The following is a 13,007-nucleotide window of genomic DNA, read 5'->3' on the forward strand; positions in this document are numbered from 1 at the left end:
AACTTCTGCTACCGAGCCGGGTTGTCCATCGCTTTTTGAGCGTTACGGCTCGCACAAAGTATTGAATCAGGTATTTTCGCCCAGCGGGACGGTGAGGAAGGCATACATATTGGCGCTCGAAAGGGGACAGAGTCCGGCCCTTTGGGCTTACGTCGCCCGTGCGTACTGGCGGCGATTCGGTCGGAGGCTCGCTGCGGGGCCGGCCTATCGCTGGCGTTTTTCCGGCCGCACGCCCGAGCGTATCCTCGTCGCGCCGCCCGACCTGCGCCTCCCCGACCCGCAGATCGCCGACGACATCTATCACGGCCGCTACCCGCTTGCCGGGCAGATGATCGAAACGGGCGGCGCCTCGCCGTTCCAGGTCGTCGGCGCCTCGCGCGAGTGGCAGCGGTCACTGCACGGCTTCCGCTGGCTGCGCCACATGCGCGAGGCGGGCACCGAGCTCGCCTCCGCGAATGCGCGCGCGCTCGTCGCCGACTGGATCGCCATGCATGGCGGCCGCATCACAGAGCCGGCCTGGGACCCGGCGGTGACGGCCCGGCGAATCATCTCATGGCTGCAGCATTCGACGGTCGTGCTGGAAGGGGCGGAATTCGCCTTCTACCGCTCTTATCTCAAGTCGCTCGCCGTTCAGGTGCGCTATCTGAGATTCGTCGCCCGCTACATGGCAGACGGCGAGGAGCTGCTGCGCGCCCGCATCGCGCTCACTTTCGCCGCCCTGTCCCTGCCGGTTCCGGGCTCCGTGCTGCGCAGCGCGACCCGCCACCTGGCGGAAGAGCTCGACCGGCAGATCCTGCCGGACGGCGGGCATATCTCACGCAATCCGATGGCGCTGCTCGAACTGCTCGCGGACCTTCTGCCACTGCGCCAGACCTATGCCAATCAGGCCGAGGCCCCGCCGGCGGCGCTGATGGGCGCGATCGACCGCATGCTGCCGGCGCTGCGTTTCTTCCGACACAGCGACGGCGGGCTGGCCCGCTTCAACGGCATGGGACCGACCATCGCCGACAGGCTGGCTGCGATCCTGCGCCACGACGACACGGCGGGCGCGCCACTGCTGCATGCCCCCTATTCCGGCTACGAGCGGCTTACGATGGGCGGAACGACCGTCATCGCCGACACCGGCATCGCGCCCCCCTTCGAGGTCTCGCACCTGGCGCATGCCGGCTGCCTGTCGTTCGAACTGTCGTCGGCGCGGCAGCAATACATCGTCAATTCCGGCGTCGACGCCTACGGCCCCGACGACTACCGGCCGCTGGCACGCGCAACGGCGGCCCACTCGACCGCCACCATCAACGACACCTCCTCGGCGCGCTTCAGTTTCCCGCCGGAGGTCCACCGCCAGATCGGCACGCCGCTGATCGGCGGGCCGACCAAGGTGCCGTGCGAGCGGCGCGACACGGCGGAGGCCCAGGCCTTCGTCGCAAGCCACAACGGCTACGTCACCCGCTTCGGCATCCTCCACGAGCGCGAGCTCCAGCTGTCGCGCAGCGGCTCCGTCCTCGACGGCACGGACCGTTTCTTCCGGCAGGGGGGACGCCGGTGCGCGGCGACCGCGACACGGTCGCGATCCGCTTCCATATCCATCCGGACACGGAACTCTACCGCGACTCGGCGGACCGCTTCGTGCTGGGCGGGGAACGATCGGACTTCTGGGTCTTCTCCTGCGAGGAGGTCGTGCCGACGGTCGAGGAATCGCTGTTCTTCGCCGGCATCGCCGGACCGCGCCGTTCGCGCCAGATCGTGCTGACCTTCAAGCCGTCGGAATTCGGCCTCGTCCGCTGGCGGTTCACCCGGACCCAACTCGCCAGCAACGCCTGATCAGCGCTCCGTCAGCTTCAGCTCGATGCGCCGGTTGCGGTCGCGCGCTTCCTGGGTGTCGGCGGCGTCGAGCGGCTGGAACTCGCCGAAGCCGGCCGCCACGAGCCGGTTCGCCGGCACGCCGTTGGCGATCAGATATTTGACGACGGAGGTCGCACGCGCGCTCGACAGTTCCCAGTTGTCGCGGAAGCGGCCGGTACCTGAGAGCTGGACGTTGTCGGTATGCCCATCGACCCTGAGCACCCAGTTGATCTCAGGGGGGATCTCGCGCTGCAGCTCGATGATTGCATCGGCGAGCTTCTTCATCTCGTCCTGCCCCGCCGGATTGATCACGTCAGAACCCGACGCGAAGAGCACTTCCGACTGGAAGACGAAGCGGTCGCCGACGATGCGGATGTTCTCGCGGTCGGACAGAATCTCGCGCAGGCGCCCGAAGAAATCCGAGCGATAGCGATTGAGCTCCTTGACGCGCTGCGCCAGCGCAACATTCAGGCGGCGGCCGAGATCGGCGATCTTGGTGTTGGATTCGCGGTCGCGCTGCTCCGACACGTCAAGCGCGGCTTCAAGCGCCCCGATCTGCTTGCGCAGCGCTGCGATCTGCTGGTTGAGCAGCTCGACCTGCGACAGCGCCCGCTGGCTCATCTGCTTCTCGCTTTCCAGCTGCCCCGACAGTTCGTCGATCTTCTGGTCGGCCACCGCGCCCGCTCCGGCGCCGCGGTCGAGCAGTTGCTGCAACCGGTCGCGCTCGCTCTCGACGCTTTCGAGCGAAGCGCGCAGCCCCGCGAGCGAATCCTCCGCGTCCTGCGTGTTCGAGCGTTCGAGCGCCAGGAGCTGGGTCAGTTCGTTGATCTGCGAATTGAGCCGGTCGAGCACCTCGTCCTTGCCGCTGATCTCTCGGCTGAGCAGGAACTGCGCCAGCACGAAGACCGACAGCAGGAACATGATCGCGAGCAGCAGCGTCGAGAGCGCGTCGACGAAGCCCGGCCAGTAGTCGATCGTCCGCCGCTCGCGGCGGCCGCGCGCCAGCGCCATCTCAGTTGACTTTCTGCTTGTCGAGTCCGGCGGCGACGCGCTCCAGCGTCTCGCGCAGGCGCTTCTGCTCGTCGGACTGGGCTTCGATCCAGTCGCGCATCATCTGCTGCTCGTTGCGCATGTTCTTGACGAGGCCGGAGATGCCCTCGGCGAGGCTCGCCATGGCGGTTGCCACACGCTGGTTCGACCCGCCGGATTCCTGAATCATCCGCAGCCGTTCGGACAGCGCCTTGATCTCGTCCGACGTGCCGGCCTTGGACGGATCGATGGCGAAGTCGGAGCCGAGGTCGGTGACCGTGGAGAGCCAGTTCTCGAGTTCGGTGTAGAAACGTGTCTGCGCGCGGCCGGCCTGCAGGTCGAGGAAACCCAGCACGAGCGAGCCGGCGAGGCCGAACAGCGAGGACGAGAAGGCGGTGCCCATGCCCGACAGCGGCGCCGACAGCCCCGACTTCAGCGAATTGAGCACGTCGTTGGCATCGCCCGAGCCCGGGTCCAGCGACTGGATCGTCTGGCTGATCGAGCCGATCGTGCCGAGCAGGCCCCAGAACGTGCCGAGCAGGCCGAGGAACACCAGGAGGCCGATCAGGTAGCGCGAGATGTCGCGGCTCTCGTCGAGCCGGGTCGCGATGGAATCGAGGATCGAGCGCATCGAGTTGGTGGTGAGCGTCATCGCCGACGAGCGGCTCAGGAGCGCCTTCATCGGCGCCAGCAGCACCGGCTCGGTGGTCTCGCTGCCGGCGCGGAACGAATTCACCCACTTCACTTCGCGGAACAGCCGACCGACTTGCACGAAGGCGAGCAGGATGCCGACGGTCAGCACGCCGAGGATGAGGCCGTTCAGGCCGGGATTGGTGACGAAGGCGGCCGAGATCTGCCGGTAGAGGATCGCGGCGACGAAACCGGCGATCGCCAGGAACACCAGCATCGACAAGAGGAAGACCTGGGGAGAGGAAAGTTTCTGGGGATCGTATGCACTGCCCAAACCGTCAATATCGGCAGATTTGAACAATGCCATCGCCGCGCCTCTGCGTTTCCCGAGATCCGATCATGATCACGAATCTAACCGGAATTGTGACAGAATTGAAAGGCGGGGAACGCCGGCGTGAATGTCCAGGGCCAGGTTTTCCCGCTTTCAGACCCGCGTCACCACCATGAAATCAGTCATCGCGGCCAGATGCAGCGTGGCGCCGGTGACGACGAAGGCATGCCAGACAGCGCTCTGGAAGCGCAGGTTACGCCAGACGAAGAAGATGACGCCGCAGGAATAGGCGGCACCCCCGGCGGCGATCAGCCAGATCGTGGTCGTCGGCAAAATGTCGGCCAGCGAGCGCAGCATGATCGCGCCGCTCCAGCCGATGGCGAGGTAGAAGACGATCGCGAGCCCGTCGAATCGACCCGGCAGGAAAAGCTTGACCGCAATGCCGATCGCGGCCCCTCCCCAGACGATTCCCATCATCGTGCCCGACACGAGCGGATCGGAGACGTTCATCAGGAAGGGCGTGTAGGTTCCGGCGATCAGGAGGTAGATCCCCGCATGGTCCGCGCGCCGCAGAACCCATTTCACCGGCGAGTGCGGCCAGAGATTGTAGGCGCAGGAGACGCCGAGCATGGTGAGCAGCGAGGCGAGATAGAAGATCAGCGAGACGTATTCGCCCGTTCCCGTGCGGCCGGCGGAGAGCGCAAGCAGCGCCGCCCCGACCGCGATCGCGATCAGAATACCGACGGCATGGACGACGCCGTCCGCGATCAGTTCGGCCCTCGAAGGAACCCTGAAATTCATGAAATGCGGGCGCGAGAGATCACTCATGCTATCAAGCATGGCATGCCAACATGACGGATTGGTTGCAGGATCCGCCGGTGCGCCGATGTGAAGCAGGTCAGATCGAGCGCGGCAGCGGCTTGCGGATCGTCTGCAGCAGCGCCTTGTGGATGACCTCGTTGCCGGCGACAATCGAGCCCCTGCCCAGCATGTCGGTGCCGCCGTCGCCGTCGGAGACGAAGCCGCCGGCCTCGCGGATCATCAGGATGCCGGCCGCCATGTCCCACGGCTGCAGGCCCGTCTCCCAGAAGCCGTCGAGCCGGCCGGCCGCCACATAGGCAAGGTCGAGCGCCGCAGCGCCCATCCGCCGCACGCCCGCGACCTCGCCCATCACGTGGCGCATCTCAATCAGGAAATTGCCGTGATGGCCGCGGCCGAGATGCGGGATGCCGGTGCCGATGACACTGTCGGCAAGCTTGCGCCGCGCGCCGACGCGCAGGCGCCGGTCATTCAGGAATGCGCCGCCGCCGCGCTCGGCGGTGTAGAGCTCGTCCATCGCGGGATTGTAGATCACGCCGGCGACGATCTGGCCCTGCCGTTCAAGCCCGATCGAGACGGCGAAGATCGGGATGCCATGCAGGAAGTTGGTGGTGCCGTCGAGCGGATCGATGATGAAGCGGTGCTGGCTGTCGGAGCCGACGACCTCGCCGCTCTCCTCCATCAGGAACGAATAGTCAGGGCGCGAGCGCGACAGCTCGGTGTGGATGATCTCCTCGGCGCGCTTGTCGGCCTGGCTGACGAAGTCGCCCGGTCCCTTCAGCGAGACCTGCAGGTTCTGCACCTCGCCGAAATCGCGCGAAAGCGAGCGGCCGGCCTTCGTGGCGGCCTGAACCATGACGTTGATGATCGCCGAACGCGGCATAGTCTGCTCCGTTGTCCGCCGTCCCGCGCAAGGCGGAAGGCTGGCCCGACGCTAGTCGGCCCTGCGCATGTAGCTGATTTCGTTGGTGTCGACGAGTATCCGTTCGCCCGCCTCGATGAAGGGCGGAACGAGCACGCGGATGCCGTTCTCCAGCACCGCGGGCTTGTAGGACGAGGCGGCCGTCTGGCCCCGCACCACCGGATCGGCCTCGGTGACCGTCAGCGTCACGTGGTCGGGCAGCGCGATGCCGATCGGCCTCTCCTCGTAGAGCTGCACCGTCACCATCATCCCGTCCTGCAGGAAGGCGGCGCGATCGCCGACGAAATCCTTGGCGAGTTCGAGCTGCTCGTAGGACTCGGTGTCCATGAACACCAGCGCGTCGCCCTCTTCGTAGAGGAAGGAGAAGTCCTTCAGTTCGAGCTGCACCTGCTCGACAGTCTCGGCCGAGCGGAAGCGCTCGTTGAGCTTGGTGCCGTTGATGAGGTTCTTGAGCTCGACCTGGTTGTAGGCGCCACCCTTGCCGGGCTTGACGGTGTTGGACTTGACCGCGGCCCAGAGCCCGCCGTCGTGCTCGATCACCGTGCCTGGACGGATTTCGCTGCCGCTGATCTTGGCCATGAAAAGTGTTCCGGATGTTCGGGAAGGGCGGGAACCGCCTGTTTCGGCGCCCCAAGACCACAAATCGGCACGACAGGCAAGCTATCTGAGGCGGTTCGCCCGCTCGATCGCCTTCTTCTGCTCCTCGTCGGTCAGGCCGTTCATCACGTCGTCCATGTAATAATCGGAGAGGCCGGCGCGGCGGGCACGGATATACCAGGCGGTTCCTTCGATGATGTCCGGCGCGACGCCGAGGCCTTCGACATAGAGCTTGGCGAGCCGGTTCTGCGCCGCGACGTTGCCGCCTTGGGCCGCGCGGTGCATCCAGCCGAAGCCGGCTTTCATGTCGCGCGCACCGCCCTTGCCCTCGACCAGCCAGGTCGCGAGATCCACCTGCGCGGTGTCGAAGCCCTGCCGTGCGGCAAGTATCAGCCACCTGCGCGCTTCCGGCAGGTCCTGTGTGATGCCGCCGGCGCCGTTGGCGTAGATCTGTGCGACGGCATATTGCGCGTCGGCCAGCCCCGCCTCGGCCGCCTTCATGTAATATTCCACGGCCTTGAGTTGGCCTGCCGGGCCGGGCTCGCGGTCGATGATGATCTGCGCCAGGTTGAACTGCGCCAACCGGTTGCCGTCGTCGGCCGCCGCCTGCATCAGTTCCCGTGCCCGCGGCACGTCGCGCTTGACCAGCCTCCCGTCGAGCAGGATCAGCGCATACTGGAACTTCGCCTCGGATACGCCCGCGTGCGCCGCCTTCTCATACCACTCGACCGCCTTCTTCTCATCCTTCGGCACGCCGAGCCCGCGCGCATAGATCTCGGCGACCAGCGTCATGGCCGCCGGATCGCCGGCCTGCGCGCGCGGCAGCGCCAGGTTGAAAGCGGTGATGTACTCGCCGCGCTGGAACGCCCCGAACACATTGTCCGGCAGCCGCTCGCCGAAACGGTTCGGATCGATACCAGGCCCCGCGGCTTCCGACGGCGCGGAGGGAGCAGGCTGGGGTAACGCCTGAGGCGACGGCTCCGTCGGCTCGGGCGTCGGCGTGACCGGCGCCACCGGCGCGACGGCATTCGCGGCCAGCGCGGGCTCGTCCGGCTTGGCGGGCGCGGTGATTGCGCCGGTGGGCTCCTGCGACGGTTTCGGCTCCTGGGCGGCCGCCGACAGCGGCGACGCGATCAGCGCGGCAAGAAGCAGGGCGGGCGTCGTTAGTCTCATTCGTCCTCGAACCTCGGAGCGGTGCGGTCGAGCAGTTCGTTCACCGCGGCGACCGCCTCAGAGGGCTTCATCGTTCCGTTGAAGATCGCCGACGACAGGGCGACGAACTCCGCACCGGTCGCAGCCACGGCCTCGGCGGAGGCGATCTCAGATCCGCCCTGCGCGATGCACGGCACGTTGACGATCTCGGCCCACCACCGCGCCAGATCGAGATTGCGCGGATGCGGCGCGGGATCGGCGTCGAAGCCGAAGCGGCCGAAGAAAATGTAGTCCGGCTGGGCCTCGCCGAGCTCCAGCGCGTCGTGGCGGGTCTTGGCACCGCCTGCGCCGACAATCAGCCGGCCGTCATGCTTGCGCACCGCGGCGTCGATGTCCGCCTTGCCGGTCTCCAGGTGGATGCCGTCGGCGCCGACGCGGCCGACGATGCGGCTGTCGCCGGAAATCACCACGGCCACTCCCCTCGCCTGCGCATCGGGAACGATCGCCTCGCAATATTTCTGGAACTCCGCATCCTCGACGGCTCCGCCGACCAGGATCAACGAGGCGACATCGCCGCCGGACAGCGCGTCGAGAACGCGCGGTGCCTCCATCGCGCCGCCTTTCTTCGGGTCGGCGACAAGCACGAGGCGGCAGCGGTTTGGCAGTTCGTCGTTCATGCGGGCTCCGGATGTGCGCCCGCTATGGGCGGCGATCATGTTTGGATTTTGGCATAGACGAGAGCGCGCGCGTTGGACAGCATCTCTCGCCAAAGGCCGCGCCCATGGTTATTGCGGGACTCTGACCCGGACCGCACGATGATTCCCCTGATCTCCGACCCGATCTTCTACGCCGTCGCCATCCCGGCCGTCATCCTCGTCGGGCTGTCCAAGGGCGGCCTGGGCGGCGCGGCCGGCTTCATCGGCGTGCCGATGATGGCGCTGGCGACGTCGCCGGTCCAGGCGGCGGCGATACTGCTGCCGATCCTCCTCCTGATGGACGCCGTGTCGCTCTGGACCTGGCGCGGCGGCTACGACCGGACGATCCTCGCCCAGACCATTCCCGGCTCGCTGGTGGGCATCGGGCTCGGCTGGCTGACGGCCGCGATCGTCTCCGCCGGCATCGTGCGTCTCATGCTCGGTATCGTCGCGATCGTCTTCGTCGGCCGCTGGCTCTACACGCTGGTGCGCCGCACCGGGCACATCCGTCAGCAGCCGAACGCGGCGAAGGCCGCATTCTGGAGCGTCGTCTCCGGCTATACGAGCTTCGTGGCGCATGCGGGTGGGCCGCCCTTCCAGGTCTACACGCTGCCGCTTCGGCTCGACCCGCGCGTCTTCACCAGCACCGGCGTCTACTTCTTCGCCTTCATGAACGTCGTGAAGCTCGTGCCCTATTTCGCGCTCGGCCAGTTCGACCGGACCAACCTCGCGACCTCGCTGCTGCTGATGCCGCTGGCGCCGCTCGCGACGCTGGCGGGAGCCTGGGTCGTGCGCCGGATGCGGCCGGACGTGTTCTATCCCTTCACCTACGGCGTGATGGCGCTGATCGCGGCCAAGCTCGTATGGGACGGCGTATCGGCAATTCTACCATGATGACGGCCGGCGGACTTTGTGCTTTAGCCTGAGCAAAGACTGCGGGAGGATAACATGGCGAACCCCTACGAGCAGGGCCTCGATCGCAACCAGGCGAACCATCAGCCGCTGACGCCCCTGACCTATCTGGAACGCGCGGCGCGAACCTATCCCGACCACGTCGCTATCATCCACGGCGGCGCCCGCACGACCTATCTCGACTTCTGGCGGCGCTCGCTGAAGCTGGCGGACGCGCTTGCGAGACGAGGCATCGGCAAGGGCGACACGGTGACGGTGATGCTGTCCAACACGCCGCCGATGCTCGAATGCCATTTCGGCGTGCCGATGGTGAAGGCGGTGCTGCACTCGCTCAACACCCGCCTCGACGCCGCGATCGTCGCCTTCCAGCTCGACCACGCCGAGACGAAGATCCTGATTGTCGACCGCGAATTCTCTGGAATCGTCGCCGAGGCGCTAAAGCTCGCCAAGGTGAAGCCGCTGGTCATCGATTACGACGACCCCGAATACGCGGCGGATGCCCCCTACCCGAAGGGCGACCGGATCGGGTCGATCGACTACGAAGACTTCGTAGCCGAAGGCAGCGAGGATTTCGCCTGGTCGATGCCTGACGACGAATGGGACGCGATCGCGCTCAACTATACGTCGGGAACGACCGGCAACCCGAAAGGCGTCTGTACCATCACCGCGGCGCGGCGCTGATGGCCTATGCGAACACAATCCATGCCGCGATGGCCAGGCACTGCGTCTATCTCTGGACGCTGCCGATGTTCCACTGCAACGGCTGGTGCTTTCCCTGGACGCTGGCGGTGACGGCCGGAACGCATGTGTGCCTGCGCTGGGTGCGCGCCAAGGCAATGTACGACGCCATCGCCGATCATGGCGTGACGCATCTGTGCGGTGCGCCGATCGTCATGTCGACGCTGATCAACGCGCCCGAAGACCAGAAGCGCTCCTTCCCGCAGACCGTCACCTTCAACACGGCCGCGGCTCCGCCGCCGGAGGCCGTGCTGGCGGGCATGGCGGACGCCGGCTTCGCGGTGACGCATCTCTACGGCCTGACCGAGACCTACGGCCCAGCGGTGGTAAACGAATGGCATTCGGAATGGGACGCGCTCGACAAGAACGGCCGCGCGGCGAAGAAGGCCCGCCAGGCGCATGCGTTATGCCGCGCTCGAAGGCCTGACCGTGCTCGACCCCGAGACCATGCAGCCGACGCCCGCCGACGGCGAGACGATCGGCGAGGTGATGTTCCGCGGCAACATCGTCATGAAGGGCTATCTCAAGAACAGGCCGGCAACGGACGAGGCCTTCGCCGGCGGTTGGTTCCACTCCGGTGACCTCGGCGTCATGCATCCGGACGGCTACATCCAGCTCAAGGACCGCTCAAAGGACATCATAATCTCCGGCGGCGAGAACATCTCCTCGATCGAGGTCGAGGACGCGCTCTACAAGCACCCGGCCGTCGCCTCCTGCGGCGTCGTGGCCCGCCACGACGACAAGTGGGGCGAGGTGCCGGTGGCCTATGTCGAGCTGAAGCCGGGCAGGACGGCCACGGAGGCCGAGATCATCGAGCACTGCCGCGGCCTGCTCGCCCGTTTCAAGGTGCCGAAGGCGGTGATCTTCTCGGAGATCCCCAAGACGTCGACCGGCAAGATCCAGAAGTTCCGCCTGCGCGACATGGCGAAGGCGGGGTGACGCCGGCCCGCACGGGCCGGCGCCGGACGATCGATCAGGCTTCCGACGGCGCTGTCTCGCTCCGGGCGACGAAGGCGACCGCCGCCCCCGCCAGCAGCACGGCGGCCATGGCCGTCAGCAGGACCGTGTCGCCGAAGGTCGGCTTCAGCACCATATCGGCGACCACCACGATCATGACCGCATAGTCGAACCGCGCGACCCTGAGCATTGCCTTGCCGTCGGCCAGCGCGGCGGGCGTGATGCCGTCGCGCTCGACCATCGCCGCGACGCGCTCCGATGTCGGCTTGAAGTAGAACAGCCCGATGAGGAAGGTCGCAGCGTAGCCGGCAAGGCCGATAACGATCCACAGGTCGGTGAAGCCGACCCAGAACCAGCACAGGACCAGGCCGAAGACGAGGGTCAGCATCGAGGCCGGAACCATGAGCCGGCCGCCAAGGTCCGATGACAGGCGGATGGCGCTCATGGTGCCCTCCGCATCCCCTGCCCTAACGGCGAACACGCCGTTGAGCATCATCGCGAAGCCGCCGCCGACCCAGATAAGCGCGCAGATCACATGTCCCAATTTGACGATCGAATACCAGTCCATCTCATTACCTCGAGAAACGTTGCATGGTCCGTCGCCGGTCATTGCCGGCGCTCCGGAGCGGCGGCGACCTACCACCGGGCAGGTATCGGCCGCTTGTCGGCGCCGCGACGCGCGCGGTTACACGGGTGATACTTCAGGATGCAGGCGCGAACGTTTCGCGCAGAAATGCGGCGCGTTAACCGTCCATTAGGCTTTACGGATGTTTACTATGTTCATCCAGTGATCTGGATTCTTGCCGGGTGGTTGGAGCCACCCTGTTTGACGCCTCCCTGTTAACTCCTGAGAGCCGCCTTACCGCGGCTCTTTTTTTGCCGTCCGACCACGCGTTAACCGTTTGTTAAACATGCGCTTGCGTTCGCGGCGCGGCCGGAGCATCTTCCGCGCCGGTGCCGTATAGGGGTGGGTACGCGGATCCTGTCGTCGAGTCGCCGGGTCCCGTCAGGGTGTGCAGGGGTGCGTGACTATGAATGACGCTGGCGCGGAGGGAGCCAAGACCATCAGGCTCGCGGAGCGCAGGATTTTCTCGCCATCCTTCAAGCCGCTCTACAATGAAGGCATGGGGCTGGTCGAACAGGCGGCCGAGTATCTCGACGGCCAGGGCCGGGTCGAGGCGAAGCGCCTGTCGCGCATCGCCGCGACGCTCTATGCCGCCGAGTCGATGCGGCTCACCACGCGGCTGATGCAGATCGCCTCCTGGCTGCTGCTGCAGCGGGCAGCCAATTCCGGCGAGATGACGCGCGACCAGGTCGCCTCCGAAAAATCCAAGGTGCGCCTGGACACGGCCTCCGCTCAGGACAATGCGCCGGGTTGGCCAGAGCTTCCTGACGCCTTCGTGGCGCTCGTCCATCGCTCGCTGAAGCTCCAGTCACTCATCCGCCGCATGGACGAGGAAATCTACGGCGGCACCGCGGCCGTGATCGCCCAGCCGCCGCGCACGTCGAACCCGGTTTCCGACCAGATCATGCTGCTGAACACCGCCTTCGCGCGCGGCTGAACGCTCAAAGTCCGGCAGCCGACGCAATATCCGACCAGGGCAGCGCGAGGAGCGCCGAGAGGACCACGAGCGACAGCGTGATCTGCCTGTAGTGCGCATCGCTCGTGCGGCCGTGCGCGGCCCAGCCGGCAAGCAGCCCGACGAAATAGACCGGCGTTGCCGCCAGCGCGATGGCGACAACGGGGGCCTCGAACAGGCCGGATGTCCAGGCAGTCGCCAAGGACATCAGCTCCGAGATGAAGAAAAGCGACAGCAGGTTGGCGCGAATGATCGCCGACGGCAAAGGCGACGCCAGCCAGTAGACCAGCACCGGCGGACCCGGAATCTGGGCGACCCCGGACAGCACGCCGGCCATCGCGCCGACACCGAAAGACTTCGGCGGCGTGCGCTCGCCCTGATAGCGCCAGCCGCGCCACAACGCCGCGGCGCACAGGAGGATTGCGACGCAGATGAACCAACGCAAGGCAACCGGGTCGGCGATGGTGAGGATGTAGACACCCACCGGGATGAACAGCATCAGCCCCACGACCGCCGGCAGGACGTCGCGCCAGACGGCGATCCGCAGCGCGGGGATCGTGACCGGGATCGTCGGCAGAGAATCGATGATGACGAGAATTACGAAGGCTGCCTTCGGCCCGTAAAGAGCCCCCGCAACCGGCGCGACGATGAGACCCGTGCCGAAGCCTGACAGGCCGCGAGCGAAGCCGGCGACGAGCACCGTCACGGCAAGGATCAGAAACAGGCCGTCAAACGATGGCAATTGCATGGGCGCCTCTGTTGCCGGCAACCTGTAGACGGCGCGGGCGCGAGACGCACGCGCC

11 protein-coding genes and 2 pseudogenes are annotated in these 13,007 nt (G+C 66.4%); 4 read left to right on the forward strand and 9 right to left on the reverse strand.

The features are described 5' to 3' along the window. Window positions 1-109 precede the first annotated feature (109 nt). Window positions 110-1,821: pseudogene (locus LRS09_RS07535) on the forward strand (heparinase II/III family protein). Here the strand turns inward: LRS09_RS07535 and LRS09_RS07540 are convergent. The 7 genes from LRS09_RS07540 to LRS09_RS07570 all read right to left on the reverse strand — a co-directional run bounded on the left by LRS09_RS07540 (window position 1,822) and on the right by LRS09_RS07570 (window position 7,999). Further along, a complete protein-coding gene (locus tag LRS09_RS07540) occupies window positions 1,822-2,853 on the reverse strand; it encodes a peptidoglycan -binding protein (protein ID WP_257805160.1) in 1,032 nt (343 codons plus the stop codon). 1 nt (window position 2,854) lies between these two features. Beyond that, complete coding sequence (locus tag LRS09_RS07545; RefSeq protein ID WP_257805161.1) at window positions 2,855-3,868, reverse strand: MotA/TolQ/ExbB proton channel family protein; 1,014 nt, start codon at window positions 3,866-3,868, stop codon at window positions 2,855-2,857. Window positions 3,869-3,985: 117 nt separating this feature from the next. Beyond that, window positions 3,986-4,660: a hemolysin III family protein gene (locus LRS09_RS07550; protein ID WP_257805162.1), complete on the reverse strand. Its 675-nt coding sequence runs from the start codon at window positions 4,658-4,660 to the stop codon at window positions 3,986-3,988. A 70-nt stretch (window positions 4,661-4,730) separates the two neighbouring features. Then, a complete protein-coding gene (locus LRS09_RS07555) occupies window positions 4,731-5,534 on the reverse strand; it encodes an inositol monophosphatase family protein (protein WP_257805163.1) in 804 nt (267 codons plus the stop codon). 51 nt (window positions 5,535-5,585) lie between these two features. Next, complete coding sequence (gene efp, locus LRS09_RS07560; RefSeq protein ID WP_257805164.1) at window positions 5,586-6,152, reverse strand: elongation factor P; 567 nt, start codon at window positions 6,150-6,152, stop codon at window positions 5,586-5,588. Between the two features lie 81 nt (window positions 6,153-6,233). Beyond that, window positions 6,234-7,343 (reverse strand): tetratricopeptide repeat protein, encoded by a 1,110-nt coding sequence (locus tag LRS09_RS07565; RefSeq protein ID WP_257805165.1) that lies wholly within the window; start codon window positions 7,341-7,343, stop codon window positions 6,234-6,236. Then, window positions 7,340-7,999, reverse strand: coding sequence for a thiamine phosphate synthase (locus LRS09_RS07570; RefSeq protein WP_257805166.1), 660 nt, complete (start codon window positions 7,997-7,999; stop codon window positions 7,340-7,342). Before LRS09_RS07570 ends, LRS09_RS07565 begins: the two co-directional genes overlap by 4 nt. A 138-nt stretch (window positions 8,000-8,137) precedes the next feature. Between LRS09_RS07570 and LRS09_RS07575 the strand changes: the two genes are divergently transcribed. Together LRS09_RS07575 and LRS09_RS07580 are read left to right on the forward strand one after the other, a co-directional pair. Next, the gene (locus LRS09_RS07575; protein WP_257805167.1) at window positions 8,138-8,911 is read left to right on the forward strand and encodes a sulfite exporter TauE/SafE family protein; all 774 of its coding nucleotides are present in this window, start codon (window positions 8,138-8,140) and stop codon (window positions 8,909-8,911) included. A 54-nt stretch (window positions 8,912-8,965) separates the two neighbouring features. Beyond that, a pseudogene (locus LRS09_RS07580) lies at window positions 8,966-10,606 on the forward strand (acyl-CoA synthetase). 34 nt (window positions 10,607-10,640) lie between these two features. Here the strand turns inward: LRS09_RS07580 and LRS09_RS07585 are convergent. Beyond that, a complete protein-coding gene (locus LRS09_RS07585; RefSeq protein ID WP_257805168.1) occupies window positions 10,641-11,192 on the reverse strand; it encodes a DUF2269 family protein in 552 nt (183 codons plus the stop codon). 463 nt (window positions 11,193-11,655) lie between these two features. On the opposite strand from LRS09_RS07585, the gene LRS09_RS07590 reads away from it, so the two are divergent. Then, window positions 11,656-12,186, forward strand: a complete 531-nt coding sequence (locus LRS09_RS07590) for a DUF1465 family protein (RefSeq protein ID WP_257805169.1) — start codon at window positions 11,656-11,658, stop codon at window positions 12,184-12,186. Window positions 12,187-12,190: 4 nt separating this feature from the next. On the opposite strand, the gene LRS09_RS07595 is transcribed toward LRS09_RS07590, so the two are convergent. After that, window positions 12,191-12,952, reverse strand: a complete 762-nt coding sequence (locus LRS09_RS07595) for a sulfite exporter TauE/SafE family protein (protein WP_257805170.1) — start codon at window positions 12,950-12,952, stop codon at window positions 12,191-12,193. Window positions 12,953-13,007 lie beyond the last annotated feature (55 nt).

The sequence above is a fragment of the Mesorhizobium sp. J428 genome (assembly GCF_024699925.1).
In the GTDB taxonomy this organism is placed as follows: Bacteria; Pseudomonadota; Alphaproteobacteria; order Rhizobiales; family Rhizobiaceae; genus Mesorhizobium_A.